General features: G+C 66.3%; 23 protein-coding genes. 13 read left to right on the plus strand and 10 right to left on the minus strand.

What is annotated here, in order from left to right:
- Window positions 1-47 precede the first annotated feature (47 nt).
- Genes trkA through rsmB form a run of 5 tightly spaced genes read right to left on the minus strand, consistent with a single transcriptional unit; the run spans window position 48 to window position 6,410 of the window.
- Entirely contained in the window at window positions 48-1,427 is a 1,380-nt protein-coding gene (trkA, locus tag HV786_RS13385) for a Trk system potassium transporter TrkA (protein ID WP_175211064.1), read from the minus strand.
- Window positions 1,424-2,119: a response regulator gene (locus HV786_RS13390; protein WP_128829522.1), complete on the minus strand. Its 696-nt coding sequence runs from the start codon at window positions 2,117-2,119 to the stop codon at window positions 1,424-1,426. Before HV786_RS13390 ends, trkA begins: the two co-directional genes overlap by 4 nt.
- An 11-nt stretch (window positions 2,120-2,130) precedes the next feature.
- The gene (locus HV786_RS13395; protein ID WP_128829523.1) at window positions 2,131-4,446 is read right to left on the minus strand and encodes a sensor histidine kinase; all 2,316 of its coding nucleotides are present in this window, start codon (window positions 4,444-4,446) and stop codon (window positions 2,131-2,133) included.
- On the minus strand, window positions 4,443-5,033 hold the full coding sequence (locus HV786_RS13400; RefSeq protein ID WP_128829524.1) for a DUF4390 domain-containing protein: 591 nt from the start codon (window positions 5,031-5,033) through the stop codon (window positions 4,443-4,445). Before HV786_RS13400 ends, HV786_RS13395 begins: the two co-directional genes overlap by 4 nt.
- 39 nt (window positions 5,034-5,072) lie before the next feature.
- Window positions 5,073-6,410, minus strand: a complete 1,338-nt coding sequence (rsmB, locus tag HV786_RS13405; protein ID WP_175211066.1) for a 16S rRNA (cytosine(967)-C(5))-methyltransferase RsmB — start codon at window positions 6,408-6,410, stop codon at window positions 5,073-5,075.
- 96 nt (window positions 6,411-6,506) lie between these two features.
- Here rsmB and HV786_RS13410 point away from each other — a divergent pair, with 96 nt between their 5' ends.
- From HV786_RS13410 to rimO, 3 genes are all read left to right on the plus strand, one after another.
- A complete protein-coding gene (locus tag HV786_RS13410; RefSeq protein WP_128829525.1) occupies window positions 6,507-7,139 on the plus strand; it encodes a LysE family translocator in 633 nt (210 codons plus the stop codon).
- A 193-nt stretch (window positions 7,140-7,332) separates the two neighbouring features.
- Entirely contained in the window at window positions 7,333-7,584 is a 252-nt protein-coding gene (locus HV786_RS13415; protein ID WP_062838962.1) for a helix-turn-helix domain-containing protein, read from the plus strand.
- Between the two features lie 133 nt (window positions 7,585-7,717).
- The gene (gene rimO, locus HV786_RS13420; protein ID WP_418910215.1) at window positions 7,718-9,073 is read left to right on the plus strand and encodes a 30S ribosomal protein S12 methylthiotransferase RimO; all 1,356 of its coding nucleotides are present in this window, start codon (window positions 7,718-7,720) and stop codon (window positions 9,071-9,073) included.
- Between the two features lie 134 nt (window positions 9,074-9,207).
- Here the strand turns inward: rimO and HV786_RS13425 are convergent, their stop codons facing one another.
- The gene (locus tag HV786_RS13425; RefSeq protein WP_062838961.1) at window positions 9,208-9,768 is read right to left on the minus strand and encodes a ferritin-like domain-containing protein; all 561 of its coding nucleotides are present in this window, start codon (window positions 9,766-9,768) and stop codon (window positions 9,208-9,210) included.
- A 234-nt stretch (window positions 9,769-10,002) separates the two neighbouring features.
- Here HV786_RS13425 and HV786_RS13430 point away from each other — a divergent pair, with 234 nt between their 5' ends.
- From HV786_RS13430 to HV786_RS13450, 5 genes are all read left to right on the plus strand, one after another.
- Window positions 10,003-10,593, plus strand: a complete 591-nt coding sequence (locus tag HV786_RS13430; protein WP_056319681.1) for an LOG family protein — start codon at window positions 10,003-10,005, stop codon at window positions 10,591-10,593.
- Window positions 10,594-10,628: 35 nt separating this feature from the next.
- Window positions 10,629-11,195, plus strand: a complete 567-nt coding sequence (locus HV786_RS13435; protein WP_128829526.1) for a hypothetical protein — start codon at window positions 10,629-10,631, stop codon at window positions 11,193-11,195.
- A 70-nt stretch (window positions 11,196-11,265) separates the two neighbouring features.
- Complete coding sequence (locus HV786_RS13440; RefSeq protein WP_128829527.1) at window positions 11,266-11,892, plus strand: HAD hydrolase-like protein; 627 nt, start codon at window positions 11,266-11,268, stop codon at window positions 11,890-11,892.
- A gap of 12 nt (window positions 11,893-11,904) precedes the next feature.
- Window positions 11,905-12,531 carry a pyridoxamine 5'-phosphate oxidase family protein gene (locus tag HV786_RS13445; RefSeq protein WP_175211068.1) on the plus strand — a complete coding sequence of 209 codons (627 nt, stop codon included), beginning with the start codon at window positions 11,905-11,907 and terminating at the stop codon, window positions 12,529-12,531.
- Window positions 12,532-12,546: 15 nt separating this feature from the next.
- On the plus strand, window positions 12,547-13,068 hold the full coding sequence (locus HV786_RS13450; RefSeq protein ID WP_175211070.1) for a class IV adenylate cyclase: 522 nt from the start codon (window positions 12,547-12,549) through the stop codon (window positions 13,066-13,068).
- A gap of 19 nt (window positions 13,069-13,087) precedes the next feature.
- On the opposite strand, the gene fmt is transcribed toward HV786_RS13450, so the two are convergent.
- Window positions 13,088-14,029, minus strand: a complete 942-nt coding sequence (gene fmt / locus HV786_RS13455) for a methionyl-tRNA formyltransferase (protein ID WP_175211072.1) — start codon at window positions 14,027-14,029, stop codon at window positions 13,088-13,090.
- A gap of 14 nt (window positions 14,030-14,043) precedes the next feature.
- Window positions 14,044-14,556, minus strand: a complete 513-nt coding sequence (gene def, locus HV786_RS13460; RefSeq protein WP_062838955.1) for a peptide deformylase — start codon at window positions 14,554-14,556, stop codon at window positions 14,044-14,046.
- A gap of 230 nt (window positions 14,557-14,786) precedes the next feature.
- Here def and dprA point away from each other — a divergent pair, with 230 nt between their 5' ends.
- From dprA to HV786_RS13475, 3 genes are all read left to right on the plus strand, one after another.
- Window positions 14,787-15,899: a DNA-processing protein DprA gene (gene dprA, locus HV786_RS13465; RefSeq protein WP_175211082.1), complete on the plus strand. Its 1,113-nt coding sequence runs from the start codon at window positions 14,787-14,789 to the stop codon at window positions 15,897-15,899.
- A gap of 93 nt (window positions 15,900-15,992) precedes the next feature.
- Window positions 15,993-16,901: a hydroxymethylglutaryl-CoA lyase gene (locus tag HV786_RS13470; protein ID WP_128829528.1), complete on the plus strand. Its 909-nt coding sequence runs from the start codon at window positions 15,993-15,995 to the stop codon at window positions 16,899-16,901.
- Between the two features lie 25 nt (window positions 16,902-16,926).
- A complete protein-coding gene (locus HV786_RS13475) occupies window positions 16,927-17,400 on the plus strand; it encodes a hypothetical protein (RefSeq protein WP_056319659.1) in 474 nt (157 codons plus the stop codon).
- A 71-nt stretch (window positions 17,401-17,471) separates the two neighbouring features.
- Here HV786_RS13475 and HV786_RS13480 read toward each other — a convergent pair whose 3' ends face one another.
- Together HV786_RS13480 and HV786_RS13485 are read right to left on the minus strand one after the other, a co-directional pair.
- Complete coding sequence (locus tag HV786_RS13480) at window positions 17,472-18,488, minus strand: amino acid ABC transporter substrate-binding protein (RefSeq protein ID WP_128829529.1); 1,017 nt, start codon at window positions 18,486-18,488, stop codon at window positions 17,472-17,474.
- Window positions 18,489-18,660: 172 nt separating this feature from the next.
- Window positions 18,661-19,902 carry an aminotransferase-like domain-containing protein gene (locus HV786_RS13485; RefSeq protein WP_128829530.1) on the minus strand — a complete coding sequence of 414 codons (1,242 nt, stop codon included), beginning with the start codon at window positions 19,900-19,902 and terminating at the stop codon, window positions 18,661-18,663.
- A 212-nt stretch (window positions 19,903-20,114) separates the two neighbouring features.
- Between HV786_RS13485 and HV786_RS13490 the strand changes: the two genes are divergently transcribed.
- Window positions 20,115-20,834 (plus strand): YggS family pyridoxal phosphate-dependent enzyme, encoded by a 720-nt coding sequence (locus HV786_RS13490; RefSeq protein ID WP_062838952.1) that lies wholly within the window; start codon window positions 20,115-20,117, stop codon window positions 20,832-20,834.
- Window positions 20,835-20,989: 155 nt separating this feature from the next.
- A complete protein-coding gene (locus HV786_RS13495; protein ID WP_128829531.1) occupies window positions 20,990-21,958 on the plus strand; it encodes a Bug family tripartite tricarboxylate transporter substrate binding protein in 969 nt (322 codons plus the stop codon).
- Window positions 21,959-22,074 lie beyond the last annotated feature (116 nt).

Raw genomic sequence — 22,074 nt, forward strand, 5'->3', positions numbered from 1 at the left:
TTATCCGGCCGCGCGCGGCCCACGCAAGGAGTGAGAGGGGCAGCGCATCAGAAGAAGGACGCCGAGACCTGGAACAGCTTTTCCACGCGCGGCATCTGCTGGCGCGAGGGCACAAAGACGATGACGTGGTCGTCGGTTTCGATGACGGTATCGGCGTCGGGCAGGATGATTTCTTCGCCGCGCACCAGCGCGCCGATGCTGGCGCCCTTTGGCAGGCTGATCTTGCCCACCGCGCGGCCCACCACCTTGGACGTGGAGCGGTCGCCGTGTGCAATGGCCTCCAGGGCCTCCGCCACACCCTGGCGCAGCCGGTGCACGGCGACCACGTCGCCGCGGCGCACATGACGCAACAGCTCGCTCATGGTGGCTTGCGACGGCGACACCGCGATGTCGATATGGCTGCCCTGCATCAGTTCGCCGTATGCCTGCCGGTTGATCAGCGCGATCACCTTGCGTGCGCCCAGCCGCTTGGCCAGCAGCGAGGACATGATGTTGTCCTCGTCGTCGCTGGTCAGCGCCAGCCAGGTGTCCATGTCCTCGATGTTTTCGCGCTCGAGCAGCGCCTCGTCCGTGCCGCTACCGTGCAGGACCAGCACGCTGTCCGGCAGCTGGGTCGCCAGGTATTCGCAGCGCTTGAGGTCGTGCTCGATGATGCGCACGCTGTACTTTTCTTCGGCGAGCTGGCGCGCGAGCCGCAAGCCGATATTGCCGCCGCCCGCGATCATCACGCGGCGCACGGCCCGCTCGGCGTCGCGAAGCTTGCGCACGGCGCGGCGGGCATGGTCGGAATCCACGACCAGCACGACTTCGTCGCCCGGCGCGATGACGGTGCCGCTGCCCGCGCGCAGGGGACGCCCGCCGCGCAGCACGTCGATCACGCGCGCCTTCACGTCCGGCCAGACGTCGCGCAGCTTGTCGACGGACGAATGCGCCATCGGGCTGCCATGCCCCACCCGGACCGTCACGACGCTGACGCGCCCTTCCGCGAATTCCACGACCTGCAAGGCCTCGGGAAATTCGATCAGGCTGTGCAGGTAAGTGGTGACGCTGCGTTCGGGGCTGATGAGCGCGTCGATGCAGAAGCCTTCTTCGCTCATGAGTTCCGGATGCTCGGGGAACTCGGCCGAGCGGATACGGGCGATGCGGCGGGGAATGTTGAACAGCTGGCGCGCAATCTTGCACGCGACCATGTTGGCGGCGTCGGACGCCGCACAGGCGATGAAAAGATCGGTATCGGCGGCGCCGGCGTTTTCAAGCACCGACACCTGCGAGCCGTCTCCCAGGACGACACGCAGGTCAAAGTGTTCTTGCAGGTATTGCAGCTGGGCGGGGTCCGAATCGATGACCGTGATGTCGTTTTGCTCGGACACCAGGTTTTCCGCCACGCTGGTGCCTACGCGACCAGCGCCCATGATGAGGATCTTCATGTGCTGCGCTTGCGCGCGGACTCGATGCCCAATTGCTTGAGCTTGCGGTAGAGGTGGGTGCGTTCCAGCCCGGTGCGTTCGGACACGCGCGTCATGCTGTGGCTTTCCCTGACCAGGTGATATTCAAAGTAGATGCGCTCGAATTCGTCGCGCGCCTCGCGCAGCGGCTGGTCCAGCGAGATGCTGCCAAGCTGGCCGTTGGAGGTGGCCGGCGCATCGTTGGCGGACACGGCAGCCAGCGCGGCCGGCGGATCGAGTTCGTCTTCCAGCGCGACCACCGAGCTGGCGACCGCCGGATTGGCGGCGGCAGGCGCCGGATGCGGCAAGCGGCCGCGTGCCAGACCCGCGGCAACGGTCTTGAGCAGACGCTGCAGCGTGATGGGCTTTTCCAGGAAATCCATGGCGCCGATGCGCGTGGCTTCGACTGCCGTGTCGATGGTGGCGTGGCCGCTCATCATGATGACAGGCATGTCCAGCAAGCCTTGCGAGCCCCACTCCTTGAGCAGGCTGACACCGTCGGTGTCGGGCATCCAGATGTCCAGCAACACCAGATCGGGACGCATGCGAAGACGGGCAGCGCGCGCTTGCGCCGCGTTTTCGGCCAGCTCGACCGTGTGTCCCTCGTCGTAAAGGATTTCCGACAAAAGCTCGCGTATACCGACTTCGTCGTCAACCACCAGAATTCTGGCCATAAAGCATCCACCTATTGCGTAGCCGCATTATCCTTTTCTTGCGCGGTGGCGTCCATAGTATCGGACCCGGGCGCGAGCCGGGTCAACAGGATGGAAATCCGCGCCCCTCCTTCCTTGCGGTTGGCAAGGTCGATACGTCCGCCATGCTCTTCCACGATCTTGCGGACGATTGCCAATCCTAACCCAGTCCCGTGGGACTTTGTGGTTACGTAGGGCTCGAACGCGCGCTGCATGACCTGCGGCGGGAAGCCCGGACCGGTGTCGGCCACCGTGAAACGCAGCGCCTGATGGGCCACGCGATCGGGCTGTTCGCTGCGCATGAGCTGCGTCGTCACGCTGACGCGGCCCTGCCCGCCCAGTTCCGCGATCGCATCGCGGGCATTCGACAGCAGGTTGTGAATCACCTGCCGAAGCTGGGTCGGATCGCCTTCGATGTCGGGCAGACCGGCCGCCAGGCTCACGTCCAGATTCAGGGTCTTCTCCGTCAGGCGCGAGGACCCGCCCTCAGGCTCCCAGCCGTACAGCGACAGCACGTCCGCCACCAGCGCGTTGAAGTTGATGCGTTGCATGACGGCCGGCGGCGTGCGGGCGTATTCGCGGAAGTCGTCCACCATCTGCTTGAGCGACGCCACCTGGTTCACGATCGTGTTGGTCGAGCGCGCCACGATCTGGGCCTCGGCGGGCGGCAGCTTGCCTTCCAGCTTCATGGCAAGGCGCTCGGCCGAGAGCTGGATGGGGGTCAGCGGATTCTTGATTTCGTGGGCCAGACGGCGCGCCACCTCGCCCCACGCCACCGTCCGGTTGGCCGATATCACTTCGGTGATGTCGTCGAACACCACCAGATAGCCGTTGCCGCGCCCGTCCACGCGCAGGTGCGTGCCCCGCGCCAGCAGCGTCAGCGGCTGCGATGCGGTCTCGCCTTCGACCGCGGCGGGCGCGATTTCGAACTGCTGCTGCCAGTGCTGGCGTTCGGAACCGACCGCCGCATGCGTGGAAAACGCCTGACGCACGATGTTCGCAAACTCCAGCATGCCGTCCGCCGTCTCCAGCGGGCGGCCGATCACCGAACGCAAGTCGGCGCCCAGGATAGTCTGGGCGCCCTGGTTGACCGTGGTGACGCGGAAGGATTCATCGAACACCAGCACGCCGGAGGACAGGTTGGACAGCACGCTTTCCAGGTACACATTGGAGCGTTCGAGCTGCTGGCGGTTGCTTTCGACCATGCGGCGCGCCTCGTCGAGCTGGCGCGTCATGGCGTTGAACGAGCGCGTAAGCTGGCCGACTTCGTCGCGTTCCGGCGGTTCGGGCAAGGGCCGGTAGTCGCCCACGCCCACCGCCTGCGTGCCGCCTGCCAGGCTCAGCAGCGGGCGCACCAGCCGCTTGGACAGGGACAGCGCCACCGCGATGGCGCCGAACGCCGCCAGCAGCAGGGCCAGCGTCAGCGTGATGCCGTAGAGCTTGCGCAGGCCCAACCGCGACAGCGCCAGCTCCTGGTAATCGCGAAAGCCTTGCTGCACGAGGTTGGCGTTGTGCGCGATCTGCTCGGGCACCGGCTGCAGCAACTGCAGCCAGCGGGGTTCGGACGCCGGCCCCAGCAGGTTGTCGTAGCGGTCCGGGCCGTTCAGCGGGATCACCACGCGCAGATGCAGGCCGCCCTCGGCGCCCGGCGTCACGGGATCGTCGGCTTCGGCCGCCGAGTAACCGCGCGCCAGCCGCAACTGGTTCATCACCGTGGAAGGCGGCATTGCAGGCAGCAGTTGCCCGTACTGGCTGGTCGAAAACGCCACCATGCGGCCGCTGCCCGTGAACACCATGGCTTCCTGCACGCCATTGGCCTCGCGCAGCCGGGTCAGCGCCAGCGTCACGCCGCTGTCGGTGCTGCGGTTCAGTTCGACCGCCATCGAGCGCGCCCGCGCGTCCAGGTCCGCCAGCAGCGAATCCAGCGCGGCGCGGCCCAGGTTCAGGCCGGCTTCCAGCGCCGTATCCACGCGCACGTTGAACCAGGATTCGATCGAGCGCGACATGAACTGCACCGACACGGTGTAGATGAGCGCGCCGGGCACCACGCCGATCAGGGCGAACGCCAGGGAAAAGCGGGCGGTGAGCCGCGCGCCGAACTGCCGGCGCCGGATCTGACGGGCCAGCCGCACCGTCAGCGCGACCACCCAGACAAAGAGCGCCAGCGCGAAAATGCCGTTCAGGACCAGCAGCGTGTCGTAGTAGCGCGCAAATCGCGAGGCGTTACCGGTGGACCAGGCCAGAAGGCCCAGCAGCGCCAGACCGCTCACGGCGCCGACCATCAGCGCCAGCCGAAGCAAAAGCCTCATGAGGGATCTTTCTCCTTGTCGCCCAACATGAACGAGAAGTCCATCCACGGCGTCGCCTGCGCCCACGAACTGCTGTTCAGGGCATTGACCTGGAACGGCCGCGGCAGCAGCGACGTATCCAGCCTCAGACGCAATTGCCCGTTGTATTCCGAACCCGCATCAAACTCGCTCGCCTCTGCCACTCGCCAATTGCGGATGTGCCGGATGGCGCTCATCGCGTCGTCCAGCGAGGCCACCGGAAAGGACAGCTCGCCCACGCCCGCCCGCCATTGACGGGTCAGCGCGTTATAGACCACCCGCCAGGTGCGGGACGTGTCCACCAGCGACTTGTCGAACCAGTACCAGCGCTCGCGGGTGATGGTGAGGTCGGCCGTGAAATACAAGGCGACGCCGCGCTGGGCGGCGTCGCGCAACTGCTGATTCAGCTCGAATTCGATATCCGCGTCGATTTCCAGGTTGCCGTCTCGCACCACCGGGTCCACACGCGTGACACGGGGTTCGGACGCGTGAGCCAAGCCGCCCGGCGCGGTCAAAAGCACGGCAGATACCAGCAACAACCCAAGAAATACGCGCGAAATAATGGACATACGGCACCGGGACTACGTCATGCCCCTATTCTTCGGGATTCAGGACTGCTTGGCAAACAAGGCGTAGAAAAACCCGTCGTGTTGCGCCGCGGGTGTTGCATCGACCGCAACTGGCAGCAACTGGCCCGGTGCGTCCAGGCGGGTCGCGTCGGGGTGGCGCTGCAGAAACTCCAGGGCCTGGCGCGTGCCTTCGATCGGAAAAACCGAGCATGTCACATAGAGCAGGCGGCCGCCCGGCGCCACGGTGGACCAGAGCGCGTCCAGGATCCGGGTCTGCAGGCTGGCCGTGCGGCGCAGGTCGTTTTCGCGGCGCAGCCAGCGGATGTCGGGGTGACGCCGCACGATGCCCGACGCCGTGCAGGGCACGTCGGCCAGCACCGCGTCAAAGGGCTTGCCGTCCCACCAGGCGTCCAGGTCGGCCGCATCGGCCGCCTTGAGCCGGACGTGATCGCCGCCCAAGCCCAGCCGTGCCAGGTTCTGTTCCACCCGGGCAAGCCGGTCGGCATCGGCGTCCAGGGCAAGCAGGTCGATATCGGCCAGCTCAAGCAGGTGCGCCGTCTTGCCGCCCGGCGCCGAGCACGCGTCCAGCACCCGCATGCCGTTTGCGGGCGCCAGCAATTCGGCGGCGAGCTGTGCGCCCGCGTCCTGCACCGACCACCAGCCCTCGGCAAAGCCGGGCAACTGCGTCACCGGTTTGGGCGTGGCGAGCACCACGCCCGACTGGCCCACCGGTTCGGCCGCCAGGCCCGCATCGGCAAACGCCGCCAGCACCTGTTCGCGGGTGGCGCGCCGGCGATTCACCCGCAGCGTCAGCGGGGCGGGCAGGTTGGCGGCGGCCAGGATGTCGCGCCATTGCTTTGGATAGGCCACGGTCAGTTGCTTGACCCACCAGCCGGGATGATTGAATTGCGCCTCGGGGCTGTCGGCCACCGCGGCTTCAAGCGCGGCGCGTTCGCGCAGGAAGCGGCGCAGGCAGGCGTTGAGCATGCCCTTGTACGACGCCAGGGCGCGCGAGCCGGCGGCCGCGGTCACCGCCTGGTCGACGACAGTGTGCGGCGCATAGACCGGCATGCCGGGCAAGGCCACGGCCGCATCGCCCTCTTCCTTGAGCAGCGTCAGCGACACCAGCAGCAAAGACTCGAACAGCACGCTGGGATAGCGCTGCACCATCTCGCGCCCGACCGCATCGGCCCAACCCAGGTAGCGCATTGCATGAAACGACACGGCCTGCGTCGCCGGACGCAGCGCGGCGTCCACGTCGGCCAGCGCCTCGGTGAGCGAACGGCCGTCGAGCACATCCTCCACCACTTCCGCGCTGGCAAGAAGGACTGAAGAGAGCGGAGGAGCCAGATTGGGGGAGTCGGAACGCTTGGACATGGGGCGAAATCAAAGAGTAAGACCGCTATGGTAGCCCGGACCTGGACGAGAGGGAGGCGGGCGCGGCACACTGGGTGCCTGCCCCGGAGCCCGATCATGACCCTTGCCACGCTGCTGCTGTTCGTCCTGGCCTCTGCCGTCGCCATCATCACGCCCGGCCCCACCGTGCTTCTCGCCCTGTCCAACGGCTCGCGCCACGGCGTGCGCGCCGCGTGCTGGGGCATGGGCGGCGCCGTGCTGGCGGATCTGGTCCTGATCGGCGCGGTGGCCTGCGGCCTGGGCGTGCTGCTGGCGGCCTCCGAAGTCGCCTTCCAGATCGTCAAATGGGCGGGCGCGGCGTATCTGGCGTGGCTGGGCGTCAAGCTCCTGCGTTCGGACGCGGCGCTGACCCTGCCGTCCGAGCGCCCCCGCGACGCCCGTCCGGACGGCCTGGCTCTTGGCATGCGCAGCTTCGTCGTGGCGCTGACCAACCCCAAGGCCCTGCTTTTCATGTCGGCCTTTCTGCCCCAGTTCATCAACCCCGCGGCGCCTCTGCCCGCCCAATACGCCATCCTGGCCGGGATCCTGGCGCTGTTGAACTTGGCGACGATGCTGGCGTACGCCACCCTGGGCGCCCAGATGGTGCGCGCCTTCCGGGCGGGCGGCCTGCGCTGGCTGAACCGGATCTGCGGGGGCATGCTGATCGGTCTGGCCGGGACGCTGGCCCTGTACCGGCGCACCGCAGCCTGAACCGGACACGGGCCGACGGTCCGCGTCCGCTTCTCCGCCCCCCTTTTCGCAGGCCGGTTGCGCACCCGGCGCTATCCGCGCCTACGGCAATGCCGTATAATCTTGCGCTTTCCCGCTATCGCCACAGGAGCGGCCGCCAGCCTCGAATTCGGTTGGCGGGAAAACGCCGCCCCCCTCCCCCCTCGATTGAGTTATGAATAAGGCTGTTCCGCTTGCCCGGTCCGTCCGGTGGCAGGCGTCGCATATCAGCGAAGCGCGCAATCGCGTGGGCCTGCCGCAGGCGGATTTCGCGGCGTTGCTGGGCGTAAGCGTGCGTACCTTGCAGGATTGGGAACAAGGCCGGCGCAACCCTTCAGGCGCCGCGCAGACATTGCTGCGGGTCGCCATGCTGCATCCCGAAACGCTGCGCCAGCTGTCCTCCGTGGACGCCCCGGCCTGGCCCTGACCCTTTGACGATTACCCCGCCGCACGCCCAATGCCCGTGCGCGAACCTACGGTGAATTAGATTGGACGTTATTGAACATTCCCGCCCCGGCAAAGGCGCCGGCACTCCTCCCAGCAACGGCGCCAGCGCGACGCTGGACGCCATCACGGCCGCCGCCCAGGAAGCCAACCCGGCGCGCGCGCCGCGCGTGGGGTTCGTGTCCCTGGGCTGCCCCAAAGCCCTGGTCGACTCCGAACGCATCCTGACCCAGCTGCGCACCGAAGGCTACGAAATCACGCCGGAATACAACGGTGCCGACGTGGTCGTCGTGAACACCTGTGGCTTCATCGACAGCGCCAAGGCCGAGTCGCTGGAGGCCATCGGCGAAGCCCTTGCCGAGAATGGCAAGGTCATCGTGACTGGCTGTATGGGCGTCGAGGAATCGGTGATCCGCGACGTGCATCCCAGCGTGCTGTCGGTGACCGGTCCCCAGCAATATGAAGAGGTCGTGCGCGCCGTGCACGGCGTGGCGCCCCCGCGCACGGACCACAATCCCTACGTGGACCTGGTGCCGCCGCAGGGCGTGAAGCTCACGCCGCGCCACTATGCCTACCTGAAGATCTCCGAAGGCTGCAATCATCGCTGCAGCTTCTGCATCATTCCCTCGATGCGCGGCGACCTGGTCAGCCGTCCCGTCGGCGACGTGCTGAACGAAGCCGAGCGCCTGGTGAAGGCCGGCGTCAAAGAGCTGCTGGTGATCTCGCAGGACACCAGCGCCTACGGCGTGGACCTGAAATACCGCAGCGGTTTTTGGAACGGCCGCCCGGTCAAGACCCGCATGACCGAGCTCTGTATGGCCTTGTCCGAAATGGGCGTCTGGACGCGCCTGCACTACGTGTATCCGTACCCGCACGTCGATGAAGTGATTCCGCTGATGGCCGAGGGCAAGATCCTGCCCTACCTGGACATCCCGTTCCAGCACGCCAGCCCGCGCATCCTGAAGCTGATGAAGCGCCCGGCCTTCGAGGACAAAACGCTCGCGCGCATCAAGCGCTGGCGCGAAATCTGCCCGGACCTGACGATCCGCTCGACCTTCATCGTCGGCTTTCCCGGCGAAACCGAGGAAGACTTCCAGTATCTGCTGGACTGGATGCAGGAAGCGCAGCTGGACCGCGTGGGCTGTTTTCAGTATTCGCCGGTTGAAGGCGCGCCGGCCAACCTGCTGGACGATCCGGTGCCGGACGACGTCAAGCAGGATCGCTGGGAGCGCTTCATGGCGCTGCAGCAGACCATCTCCGCCCAGCGCCTGGCGCTGAAGGTCGGCCGCGAGATCGACGTGCTGATCGATGAGGTTGACGAAGACGGCGCGGTGGGCCGCAGCGCGGGCGACGCGCCGGAAATCGACGGCTGCGTCTACGTCAGTTCGGACAAGCCCTTGCAGCCGGGCGACATGGTGCGCGTGCGCGTCACCGAGTCCGACGAGTACGACCTCTGGGCCGACGCGCTGTAATCGCAGCGCCTTCGGACAAACGCCGTCCGGCGCATCGCGCGCCGGACGGCGTTTTTCTTTGAGCGTGACGAGCCGCGGATCCCGGGACCCCGCTGCCGCCCATCAATCCGCCCCGCGAACGGGGCGGCGCCCCATCAGGACTTGGCCAGGAAGTCCGACAGATCGTCGGCGTGTTCCTCTTCCACCGCCAGGATTTCCTCCAGCAGACGGCGCGTGGTGGAATCCTGTTCACCGATGTAATCGATCATCTGGCGATAGCTGTCGATGGCGATACGCTCGGCGATCAGGTTTTCCTTGATCATCTCTTCCAGCGAATTGCCTTCGACGTATTCGGAATGGCTGCGGTCCAGGATGCCCTTGGGCGACAGGTTCGGCTCGCCGCCCAGCTGCACGATCCGCTCGGCCAGCTTGTCGGCGTGGTCCTGCTCCTGCGCAGCATGCTCGGCAAACTCGGCCGCGACCGGTTCCGCATTCAGGCCGCGAGCCATGAAGTAGTGGCGCTTGTAGCGCAGCACACAGACGATTTCTGTGGCCAACGCTTCATTCAGCAGTTTCAGCACGGTTTCACGGTCTGCGCGATACGTGTCGGTAATGGCGCCGGATTCGATGTCCTTGCGCGCCTTGGCGCGAATCGCCTTCACGTCCATATCGAAGGGACGCTTGTTTTCCTGCGGGTTGCGGTTTGCTTGTTCCATATCGTTAGCTCCTCTAGTCCGTGAAAGCAGCACGACGCTGGACTTCCAGTCGTTTTCGCAATCTTCAGTCTACCGAGCGCGCCGGAACTTGCTGTGTCCAAACATTGCCCGTGTTGCCCCGCGGCCCTCTCCCAGGGTCTCGGGAATCCTCCGGCAACCTTGCGTAAACTATCGGCTTCGCGAAAGGCCTCGTGACGCAATCTGTAACGCGGCCGGCAATTTCCCACCCGTTTTATGACTCTGAAGAATATCTGCGTTTATTGCGGCTCCAACCCGGGCACGCGCCCGGACTACGTGGAGCAGGCCCGCGTGCTGGCGCGCGAACTCGTCAAGCGCGACCTGGGCCTGGTGTACGGCGGATCCATCGTCGGGATCATGGGCGTGGTGGCCAACGAAGTGCTGGCCGGCGGCGGCCGCGTCATCGGCGTCATCCCCGAACTGCTTCTCAAGAAGGAACAGGCGCATCTGGGGCTGACCGAGCTGCATACGGTGCAAAACATGCACGAGCGCAAGGCGATGATGATGGAGAAGGCCGACGGTTTCGTCGCCCTGCCCGGCGGCGCCGGCACGCTGGAAGAATTCTTCGAAGTCTGGACCTGGGCGCAACTGAACATGCACCAGAAGCCCTGCGGATTGCTGAACGTGGCCGGGTACTACGATGCCCTGATGCAATTCATTGACCACTCCGTGGAAGAAGCATTCATCCGTCCCCAGCATCGCGACATGCTGGTGGTGGAAGAAGACCCTGCCTTGCTGCTGGATCGCTACGCCATCTACGAGCCGCCCAACGTCTCGAAGTGGTTCGATCCGATCCGAAAGCCCTGACCCCCACGCCAAAGACCTGAACGGAAGCCCCCGCAATGCCTACCGATTCGTTGTTCCCCGGTTGCACCGAGTCCGTATTGCGCGACTATTTTCACGCCAAGGACGAGAACCGCCCGCACTACATGGCCCGCGCCTTCGCGCCCGACGCCGTGCTGAAAATGGCCCTGCGCACGCAGGCCATCGCCTTTCCGCCTGAATCGCATGGCCTGGCCGCCATCACCGACACGCTGGTGCGCAAGTTCGGCCAGACCTACGACAACGTCTACACCTTCTACCTGTCGCGCCCCCCGGCGGACAGACGCCTGCCGGATTACCACTGCGACTGGCTGGTCGGCATGACCGAAAAGGCGACCGGCAACGTGCGCGTGGGCTGTGGGCGATACGACTGGGAGTTTCAGCCCGACCCGTATCGCGCCAAGCGCCTGACCATCACGATCGAAACCATGGTGACGCTATCCCCGGGCGATGCGTCCGCGGTGTTCGGCTGGCTGCTGGCTCTGGACTACCCCTGGACCAGCGCCGCGCGCGTGGTCGCCGGCGCCCCGCCGCTTGAAGACCTGGCGCCGGTCGTGCACTATTTGCTTCACCCGCACGGCATGTAGGGATGCGCGACGACGCCTGTCAGCGTGGAAGAGGCGTCCCCGCCCAGCCTGCCGGCATTGGATTCAAGAATTGAAATACGACATTGCAGCCTTCGACTTCGACGGGACCTTGGCAGACACCATGCCGTGGTTCAACACCATTCTCAATACCGTCGCGGAGAAGTACAACTTCCGCAAGATCGATGCGTCCGAACGCGAAGCGCTTCGCAGCCGCGATGCGATGGAGATCCTGAAGTACCTGAACATCCCGCTATGGAAGCTGCCCGCGATCATGACGCACGTGCGCGCGCTGATGGAGGAAATCGATCCTAGCGTGCAGCTGTTTGACGGCATCCCGCAGGCGCTGGCCCGCCTGAAGGCGAGCGGCCTGCGCCTGGCGGTGGTCAGCTCGAACTCCGTCGAAAACGTCAAGCGGGTGCTGGGCGAGGAAACCGCGGCGCTCTTTGACGACTACGAATGCGGCAGCGACCTGTTCGGCAAGGCCGCCAAGATCGATCGCCTGCTCAAGCAGCACGGCACGCCCCCCGAACGTTTCCTGCTGGTGGGCGACGAAATGCGCGACATCGACGCGGCCCGCAAGGCGGGCGTGCGTGTCGGATCGGTTGCCTGGGGCTACAACCATGTCGACGCCCTGCGCGGCCGCGGCCCCGACGAGCTGTTCCTGGCGGTTCAAGACCTTCCCAACGCACTGGCATAACGCCCAGATCCCATGCATACCGATCCCGCTCACCTGATTACCGACGCCGACGCCCTGCACGCGCTTTACGGTTCGCCCGGCGAAGCCTCCCTGAAAAAAGAGGTCGACCACGTGCATCCGCACTACCGCGCGTTCATCGAGGCCGCGCCGTTCGCGCTGCTGGCGACGGCGGGACCGGACGGGCTGGACGCCTCGCCGCGCGGCGACCCCGCCGGGTTTGTGATGGTGGAAGATGAAAAGACGCTGCTCCTGCCCGACCGCCGCGGCAACAACCGCGTGGACAGCCTGCTCAACGTCATCGCCGATCCGCGCGTGGCCCTGCTGTTCCTCGTGCCGGGCGTGGGCGAAACATTGCGGGTGAACGGCACGGCGCGCATCAGCGTCGACCCGGCGCTTCTTGCGCGCTTCGAGATGGACGGCAAGCTGCCCCGTTCCGTGCTGGTCATCGACGTGCAGAAGGTCTATTTCCAATGCTCGCGCGCCCTGCTGCGCTCGCGCCTCTGGGACCCGCAGACGCAGATCCCCCGCACCGCGCTGCCCAGCGTCGGCCGCATTCTGTCCGACCTGACCGCGGGCACGTTCGACGGCGTGACCTACGATCGCGAACTGCCCGCCCGCGTGGCCGGTTCGCTTTACTGAATCCGGAGCGCGGCCATGGCACGCAATGTCGAGATCAAGGCGCGGGTGGACAGCCTGGACGCCCTCGAACACCTGGCCGCGGCGCTATCGGGAAAAGAGCCGGTCTTCATCGACCAGGACGACACCTTCTTCACGTGCGCCAACGGCCGCCTGAAGCTGCGCGCCTTCGCGGACGGCTCGGGCGAGCTGATCTTCTATCGGCGCGCCGACGATAGCGGTCCCAAGGAAAGCTTCTACGTCATCTCACCCACCGACGCACCCGACTCCCTGCGCGAGGCCTTGTCGCACGCCTACGGCGTGATCGGCCGCGTCAGGAAACACCGCACGGTGTTCATGGCCGGGCGCACGCGAATCCACCTGGACCGCGTGCAAGGCCTGGGCGAATTCCTGGAGCTGGAAGTGGTGCTGCGCGACGACGAAACCGTCGAAGCAGGCATGGAAGAAGCCCGAGCGCTGATGGCCGGGCTGGCCGTCGCGCCCGAGCAGTTGCTGTCGGGCGCGTATCTGGATCTGCTGGCGGCGCGCGGCCAGGCGTGAGCCGCCTGGCGCAGCGCCGTCAGGCGGGCTGCCAGCCGCGCACGAACACATCCACCGGCTGGCGCTTGCCGCCCGCCTTTTGCAATTCAAGCAGGCGCAGCACGCCCTGGCCGGTCGCGATGTCGATGCCCGCCGCATCGGCGCGGAGCACGCTGCCCGGCGCCGCCGTGGTGGCCTCGGCCAACGCCTGGGCGCGCCAGACCTTGACGGCATCGGGCAGTCCCGGCAACCGGATGCTGGCGCCCGGGACGGGATTGAAAGCCCGCACGCGGCGCGCCAACAATTGGGCGGGCTGGCTGCAATCGAGCGCGGCTTCGGCCTTGTCCAGCTTGGCTGCGTAGGTCACGCCGTCTTCCGGCTGCTTGCGCGCGGTCAGGCCGCCATTGGCCAACGCATCCAGCGCCTGGACGATGGCTTCACCGCCCGCCTGCGCCAACGCGTCGTGCAGCTGCGCGGCATTGGTTTCGTCCGAGATCGGCACGATGCGTTCGAGCAGCATGTCGCCCGTATCCAGGCCTTCGTCCATCTGCATGATGGTGACGCCGGTACGGGCATCGCCCGCCTCGATGGCGCGCTGGATGGGTGCGGCGCCGCGCCAGCGCGGCAAGAGGCTGGCGTGGATGTTCAGGCAACCCAGGCGCGGCAGATCCAGCACCCATTGCGGCAGGATCAATCCGTACGCGGCCACCACCATGACATCGGGCGCCACGCTTTCCAGCAACGCACGGGCCTCGGCGGCCTCGTCCGGATAGCGGCCATCCAGACGCAGGCTGCGCGGCTGGGCCACGGCAATGCCGGCATCCAGCGCCGCTTGCTTGACCGGGCTGGGCGTGAGCTTCAGGCCTCGCCCCGCCGGCCGGTCCGGCTGCGTCATGACCAAGGGGATTTCGTGGCCCGCGGCCCGCAGGGCGTCGAACGCGATACGGGCAAATTCCGGGGTTCCGGCAAAGACGATACGCATGGACCGGCTCTCCGTCAGGCGCGCAGCGCTTCGCGCTCGGCCTTCTTGAGCTTGGTCTTGATGCGATTCTGCTTGAGGTTGGACAGGTACTCGACGAACACCTTGCCTTCCAGGTGATCGAGTTCGTGCTGCACGCAAACGGCCAGAAGACCGTCGGCCTCGAATTCGAAAGGCTTGCCGTCGATGTCCAGCGCCTTGCAGCGGATGCGCGACGCGCGTTCCACTTCGTCGTAGACGCCGGGAACGGACAGGCAGCCTTCTTCGTAGATCTTGTAGTCGTCGCTGCGCCAGGTGATCTCGGGGTTGATCAGGGTCAGCAGCGAATTGCTTTCCTCGGACACGTCGATCACGACGACGCGCTCATGCACGTCGACCTGGGTCGCGGCCAGGCCGACACCCGGCGCGTCGTACATGGTTTCGGCCATGTCGCGCACGAGTTGGCGGATGCGGTCGTCGACCTCGGCAACCGGCTTGGCCTTTTTGTGCAAGCGCGGATCCGGGTAGCGAAGGATGGGAAGTAAAGCCATTGAAGAGGGATCGCCAGTAGTGATGCTTGGTCGAGAGTTTAATTCATTAGAGTCTTGATTTCTAATAGTTTTCGGCTAATTCAGGGATTACAGACATTGCTGCGGCACCGTTTTTGCGGGGGGTTTTTGCCATTTTCGCGGCCGCGCATATCCGTCCACCCCGGTCCTGATGAACGCGGGTGGCGCATGCGACACTCTCGAACCCCAGACGCCTTTTCCGCGCCCGTTTCATGCCCCTCACGCAATCGCCAGAAGAACTCGCCGCCTGGCTGCGGCTGTCCCTCGAACCCAACGTCGGTTCCGCGACCGCCTGCCAGCTGCTCGCCGCCCTTGGGCTGCCCGATCAGATCTACGCGCAGCGCGCCACCGCGCTCTCGCGGCACGTGCCGGAAGCGCTGGCGCGGCAATTGGCGGCGCCCATGCCGGCCGACATGGAAAAGCAGGTGCAGGCGGCGCTGGAATGGGTGCAGCAGCCCGGCCGCCACGTCCTCACGCTGGCCGATCCCTCCTATCCGCAAAGCCTGCTGACGATCGCCGACCCGCCCATCCTGCTGTATGTCGCCGGGGACCCCGCTTTTCTGCAGGGGCCGTCGCTGGCGGTCGTGGGCGCGCGCAATGCCACGCCCGGCGGCCAGGAAAATGCGCGCGCGTTTGCCCGGCATCTGGCGGGCAACGGCTGGCGCGTCGTCAGCGGCCTGGCGCTAGGCATCGACGCCGCCGCGCATGAAGGGGCGCTGGACGCCGGCCCGCAGGGCGCGGGCACCGTTGCGGTCATGGGAACGGGCATCGACCGCATCTATCCGGCCAGCCATCGCGACCTGGCGCACCGCATCGCCGCGCACGGCGCGCTGGTGTCGGAGCTGCCGCTGGGCACCGGCGCGCGCCCGCAGCATTTTCCCAAGCGCAACCGCATCGTGGCGGGCCTTGCGCGCGGCGTGCTGGTGGTGGAAGCGGCCAAGCAGAGCGGGTCGCTGATCACCGCGCGGTTAGCGGGAGAATGCGGACGCGAAGTCTTCGCCATCCCGGGCTCCATCCATTCGCCGCTGTCGCGCGGCTGCCATGCCTTGATCCGCCAGGGCGCCAAGCTGGTCGAAACCGCCATGGACATTACGGACGAGCTTGGCGGGGGCCCCACGCCGACGCCGCCCGCGCGCAGGCAGACACCGGCCCCGGCCCCCGCCCATCCCGTGCTCGACGCCCTGGGTTTCGACCCGCTGCATCTGGACGCCATCCAGGCGCGGTGCAGCCTGGAGACGGCCGACCTGCAGACGCAACTGGTCGAACTGGAATTGCAGGGCCGCATCGCCCGGCTGGACGATGGCCGCTACCAGCGTTTGCACTAGCACCGCAACGGGGCCGGATGCGATGGCGCTAATATGTTCGGCAGCGCCGCAGCCTTGTAGCCCCGGCCTCCCAATACCGACACAGGAAGAGACATGGCATTGCCCTCCCGCGTGAAGATCGTCGAGGTATCGCCTCGCGACGGTCTGCAGAACGAAAAGGAATTCGTCCCCACCGGCATCAAGGTGGAACTGGTCAACCGCCTGAGCGCCGCGGGCTTCCCCAATGTGGAAGCCGCGTCGTTCGTGTCGCCCAAATGGGTGCCGCAGATGGCCGACGGCGCCGATGTGATGGCGCGCATCGAACGCCGGCCCGGCACCATCTATTCGGTGCTGACGCCCAACATGAAGGGTTTTGAAGGGGCGCTGGCCGCCCGCGCGGACGAAATCGTGATCTTCGGCGCCGCCAGCGAGGCCTTTTCCCAAAAGAACATCAACTGCTCCATCGCCGAATCCATCGCGCGTTTCGAGCCCGTCGTGCAGGCCGCGCGCGAAGCCGGCATCCGCGTGCGCGGCAGCATCAGCTGCGCGCTGGGCTGTCCCTACCAGGGCGAAGTTCCCGTCGAGGCCGTGGTGGACGTGGCGCAGCGCTACCTGGCGATGCAGGTCGATGAGATCGACGTGGCCGACACCATCGGCGTGGGCAACCCCAAGCGCGTGCGCGAAGTGATGGCCGCCGTCACGCGGGTCGTGGACCCGGCGCGCGTGTCGGGCCATTTTCATGACACCTATGGCCAGGCGCTTGCCAACATCCTGGCAGCGTTGGAAACCAACATTTCCATCTTCCACACGTCGGTGGCCGGCCTGGGCGGCTGCCCCTACGCAAAGGGCGCCACCGGCAACGTCGCGACGGAAGACGTGCTGTACATGCTGCGCGGCCTGGACATCGACACGGGCGTGGACTTCGACGCCGTGGTCGACATTGGGCAATGGATGTCCGCGCATCTGAACCGCAAGGGCTCCAGCCGCGCCGGCAACGCCATCGCCGCCAAGCGCGCGGCCTGATCCCGCGGCGCACGCCCCCGTCCGCATGACCACCCCGACAGCCACCCGCGCGCCCGAAGACCTCGCGGCGCTGCTCCGCGCCATCGGCCCGTTGCCCCTGGCGGGCCAGGCATGGCCGGACTGGGTGCGCATCCTGACCTGGGTGTTGCTTGCGGTGCTGGGCGTGCAGGTTGTCACCACCGCCATCCGCGCGCCCTCACAGCCCTTCGACACGCTGCTGGCAGTGGCCGTGGTGCTGTGCTTTGTGGCGCTGCTGTTTGTCTCGTGGCACATGCAGACGTCCATCACCACGATCGACGATCACGGCATCCGCCAGACGTGGTTCACGCGGCGCGAAGTGGCCTGGGAAGACGTGCGCTTCGCGCGCTTCGTGCCGATGGTGTTTTCCAAGCGGCTCGTCGTCTTCACGCACCGCGGAAAGCCGGTGATTTTTCAGGGCGGCACGCGGGAACTGCGCGCGGCGTTTGTGAAGATTGGAGAGTTGTACAAGAGCGCTTGATTCTGCATCCAAAGTCAGCCGGCGTCAGACACACAAGGTGTCTGACACGCGGGGACTCTGGAAACACGGAATCAACGGATCGGCAACGCGTACATCAACCCGCCCTGCGTCCATTGCGCATTCAAGCCGCGCTTGATCTTGAGCGGGCTGCCCTCGCCCACGTTGCGCTCGAAGCTCTCGCCGTAGTTGCCCACCTGCTTGACGATGTTGTAGGCCCACTTTTCGTCCAGCCCCAGATTCGCGCCGCTACCCGGCGTCACGCCCAGGATGCGCTTGATGTTGGGATTGGCGCTCTTGGCCTGTTCGTCCACGTTCCTGGACGTGACGCCGTATTCCTCGGCTTCGATCATGGCCGACAACGACCAGCGCACGATGTTCAGCCACGCGTCGTCGCCCTGGCGCACGAACGGGCCCAGCGGTTCCTTGGAGATGATCTCGGGCAGCACGACGTAGTCGTCGGGATTCTGCAACTTGGAGATGCGGATCGAGGCCAGGCCCGAGGCGTCGGTCGAGAACACATCGCAGCGGCCCGAGGCAAACGCGTTGACGACCTCGTTGAAGGTCTCGATGACGACGGGCTTGTAGGTCACGTTGTTGGCGCGCGCCCAGTCGGCCAGGGTGTTCTCGTTGGAAGTGCCGGTCTGCAGGCATACCGTGGCGCCGTTGATTTCCTTGGCGCTTTTCACGCCCAGCGATTTGGGCACCAGAAAGCCCTGGCCGTCGTAGAAATTGATGCCGGCATGGATGATGCCCAGCGCCGTGTCGCGTTGCTGTGTCACCGTGGTGTTGCGCGTCAGCACATCGACTTCGCCGGATTGCAGCGCGGTAAAGCGCTGCTGCGAATTGAGCGGCACCACCTTGATCTTGTTCGCATCGCCGAACACCGCGGCGGCGATGGCGCGGCACAGGTCCACGTCCAGGCCCTGCCATTTGCCTTGCGCGTCGGGCGCGGAAAAGCCCGCAAAGCCCGTGGTCGTGCCGCATGCGACGGCGCCGCGCTGTTTCACGACGTCCAGTGTTGCGGCCTGCGCGCCCTGCGCGGCTGCCATCAGAAGCGCCGCGCCCACCAACCCTTTTGCAATGTTCATGACGAGAATTCCTTTCTGCTACCGGGCGCGAAAGCGCGCCAAGGCAAGCAGCTTATAGACATGAAGCGCCCCCGCCAAATAACGGACGCTTATTTAGGTATGCCGCCGGCGCCTGCCGGCGGACCTGCGCAGAAAGGATAGCAACGCGGGGTGGGCGTGACGCTGCGCGCCGTCAAGCCGCCAGCGAAATCGACACCGGCTCGTTGGCCTGGCACGCGTCGAGCGCGCGGCCCAGGCGGACCATGCCTTGTGCAATCTGGGTTTCATTCATGGTGGCGAACGACATGCGCATGGCGAACAGATCGGCCTGCGCCGCGTCGGCGTAGAACGCCTTGCCGGGCACGTAGACGACTTCGTGCTCGATGGCGTAGGGCAACAGGCGCGTCGCATCCACCTCGCCGGTCAGGCGCGCCCAGAAGAACATGCCGCCTTCGGGCTTGCTGAACGTGATGCGGCCATCCAGTTCGCGCGCCAGCGCGTCGGCCATGGCGGTGCAGCGCAAGCCGTAGGCGGCGCGGATGCGCGGCACGTGTTCGTCGTAGCGGCCGTTGGCCAGATATTGGGCGACGATTTCCTGGATCCAGGCCGAGGACGCCATGTCGTCAGCCGCCTTGGCGCCAACGCAGCGGCGGCGGATCTCGGGCGGCGCGACCAGCCAGCCGATGCGCAGCGCGGGCGCCATCGTCTTGGACATGCTGGCCATGTACACCGCCCAGTGGCGGGCTTCGCCCTCGGCCAGCGCCGCGATGGGCGGCACGGCTTGCCCGGCAAATCGCAGTTCGCTGTAGGGGTCGTCCTCGACGATCAGGAAGCGGTGCTTGACGGCCAGCTCCAGCAAGCGCAGCCGGCGCTCGCGCGTCAGGGTGGCGCCGCAGGGATTCGAGAACGAGGCGACGACGCAAACCATCTTGGGTTTCACGCGCGATGCCAGTTCGTCCAGCGCGTCCACGTCGATGCCATCCGGGCCCGAAGGCACGGTATGCACCGTCGCCCCCGTGTAGCGCAAGGCCTGCACGGAGTTCGGGAAGGCCGGCGATTCGATGATGGCGTGGTCGCCGGGCTGCAGCATCACGCGGGTCAGGAGCGCCAGCGCCTGCTGCGAGCCGCCCGTCACAACCAGTTCCGTGTCGGCATTGCAGTGCAGGCCGCGCGCCGCGGACAGGCGCGCCAGCTCGTGCCGCAGGCTAGCCTGGCCGTCGATGTTGGAATATTGCAGGCAAGCGCCCAGCCGGGCCGTGACCTGCGTGGACGCGATCGACAAGCCGTCGACGTCGAACAATTCCTGCGCCGGATATCCGCCAGCCAGCGAAATGGTGCCCGGACGCATGGCGTAGGGCATGAGCGATCGGATGGGCGAGGCGGGAGGGTTCAGGAACGGCGTGGCAAAGACGTATTCGGGCGCTGCACTGGACATGGCGAAAGGGCTGAGTAGGAGGGGGGATCGTGACGCCCGAATGGGCGGCGCCGGACGGCATGGAACTTTGAAATATAAACAAATCTCCGCAAATTCTAAGCCTGCCCCTCTGACAGGGTCAACGCCAGCCTTGCCGGGCTGATAGCCCACGCGCCGACAAGCGCCGAAACACGTCCTACACTATGGGACATCCTGTTTTCCCAGAGAGCTGCATGACCGCCGACGACACCATGGCCGGGCGCCTCGCCCGGATCCAGCAACGCATCCGAGAGGCCTGCGAACGGGCGGGCCGTCCTCCCGGCAGCGTGACCCTGCTGCCCGTCAGCAAAACCTTTGGCGAGGACGCCATCCGCGAAGCGATGGCGCTGGGCTTGACCCGCTTTGGCGAGAACAAGACCCAGGAGATCCGCCAGAAGGCCGAGGCGCTGGCAGGTTTGGGGCTGCAATGGGTGCTGATCGGACACCTGCAGACCAACAAGGCCAAGGACGCCGCGCGCGATGCGTCGGAAGTCCAATCCCTGGACCGCGTGGAACTGGCCGATGCCCTGCACCGCCGCCTGCAGAATGCGGGCCGCACGCTGGACGTGCTGGTGCAGGTCAAGACCTCGTCCGAACCCAGCAAGTACGGGATGGCGCTCGAAGAGGTCGGCCCGTTCCTGCGCCGCATCGCCGCCGACTATCCCACGCTGCGCGTGCAGGGGCTGATGACATTGGCGGTCAACTCGCCCAACCCCGACGAGGTCCGAGCCTGCTTTCGCGCGCTGCGCGAGCTGCGCGATGGACTGGCAAAAGAGAACATTCCCGGCGTTTCGCTGGACCGTCTGTCGATGGGCATGAGCGGCGACTTCGAACTGGCCATCGAGGAGGGCTCGACCGAGGTCCGCATCGGCTCGGCCATCTTCGGCGCGCGAAGTTATCCGGATCCGCAATAAGGCGGAGATTCGCGAGTTTGAGGGGGCCCAATGCACGGGCCCCTTTTTGCGCAGGCGCAAGGCATAATAGCCACGCAAAAAATATGCGGCGTAAGTTGACGTCGATCAACGACGCAAGCGCCGCGCTCACGATACCCCGCACGAGGAGACACTTCATGCACAAGCACGCAAAGCGCCTGCTGGCGCTTGCCGCCCTGTCGCTGGCCGCCACCGCGGCATCCGCCCAATCCTGGCCCACGCAACCGGTCCGCTGGATCGTTCCCTACCCCGCCGGCGGCGGCACCGACGTGGTGGCGCGCACCGTGGCCAGCAGCCTGGAAAAGACGCTGGGCCAGACCATCGTGGTCGAAAATCGTCCGGGCGCCGGCACCATCATCGGCGCCACGGCCATCGCCCAGGCCGAACCCAACGGCTACCTGGTGGGCACGGCGGACTCCGGCACGCTGGCCTTCAACTCGTCGCTCTACGCCAAGCTGTCCTACGACCCCGCCAAGTTCACCTACATCGGCGGCATCGCCAAGTTCCCGCTGCTCCTGGCCGTCAACGTCAATTCGCCCTACAAGACGGTCGAAGACGTGATCGCCGCCGCCAAGAAGGAACCCGGCAAGCTGACCTCGGCATCCGCCGGCGCGGGCTCGCCGCATCACCTGGCGCTGGAGCTCTTCAAGCAACGCACGGGCGCCAACGTGCTGCACGTTCCGTACAAGGGCGCGGCGCCCGCCATCCAGGACCTGCTGGGCGGCCAGGTGGACATGATGTTCATCGACCTGGGATCGGGCCTGCCCAACGTCAAGGCAGGCAAGCTGCGCGTGCTGGCCGCCGCCACGCCCGAGCGCGTGACGGTGCTGCCGGACGTCCCGACGATGGCCGAACAGGGCGTGACCAATTTCACGGCCTACGCCTGGCAAGGCCTGGTCGGCCCGGCCGGCCTGCCGGAAGCCGTCGTCAAAAAACTGTCGACCGACCTGGACGCCACGCTCAAGTCGCCCGCAGTCTCGCAGAAGATGCTGGACATGGGCGTCATCCCCATGCCGATGTCGGCGCAGGACTTCAAGACGTATGCCGATCAGGAGCGCAGCGCCTGGGCCGACGTCATCAAGAAGGCGAACATCAAGCTGGAGTGATCGCTCCGGCGTCATCCGGCCATGAAAAAGCCGCGGTCAGTCGACCGCGGCTTTTTCATGGCCGTGCTTGGGATGGTGTCAGACACCCGGCTGAGACAGTCGCCGGCTTGCCGTGG

Source organism: Achromobacter mucicolens, assembly GCF_902859725.1.
Classification (GTDB): Bacteria; Pseudomonadota; Gammaproteobacteria; order Burkholderiales; family Burkholderiaceae_B; genus Achromobacter; species Achromobacter mucicolens.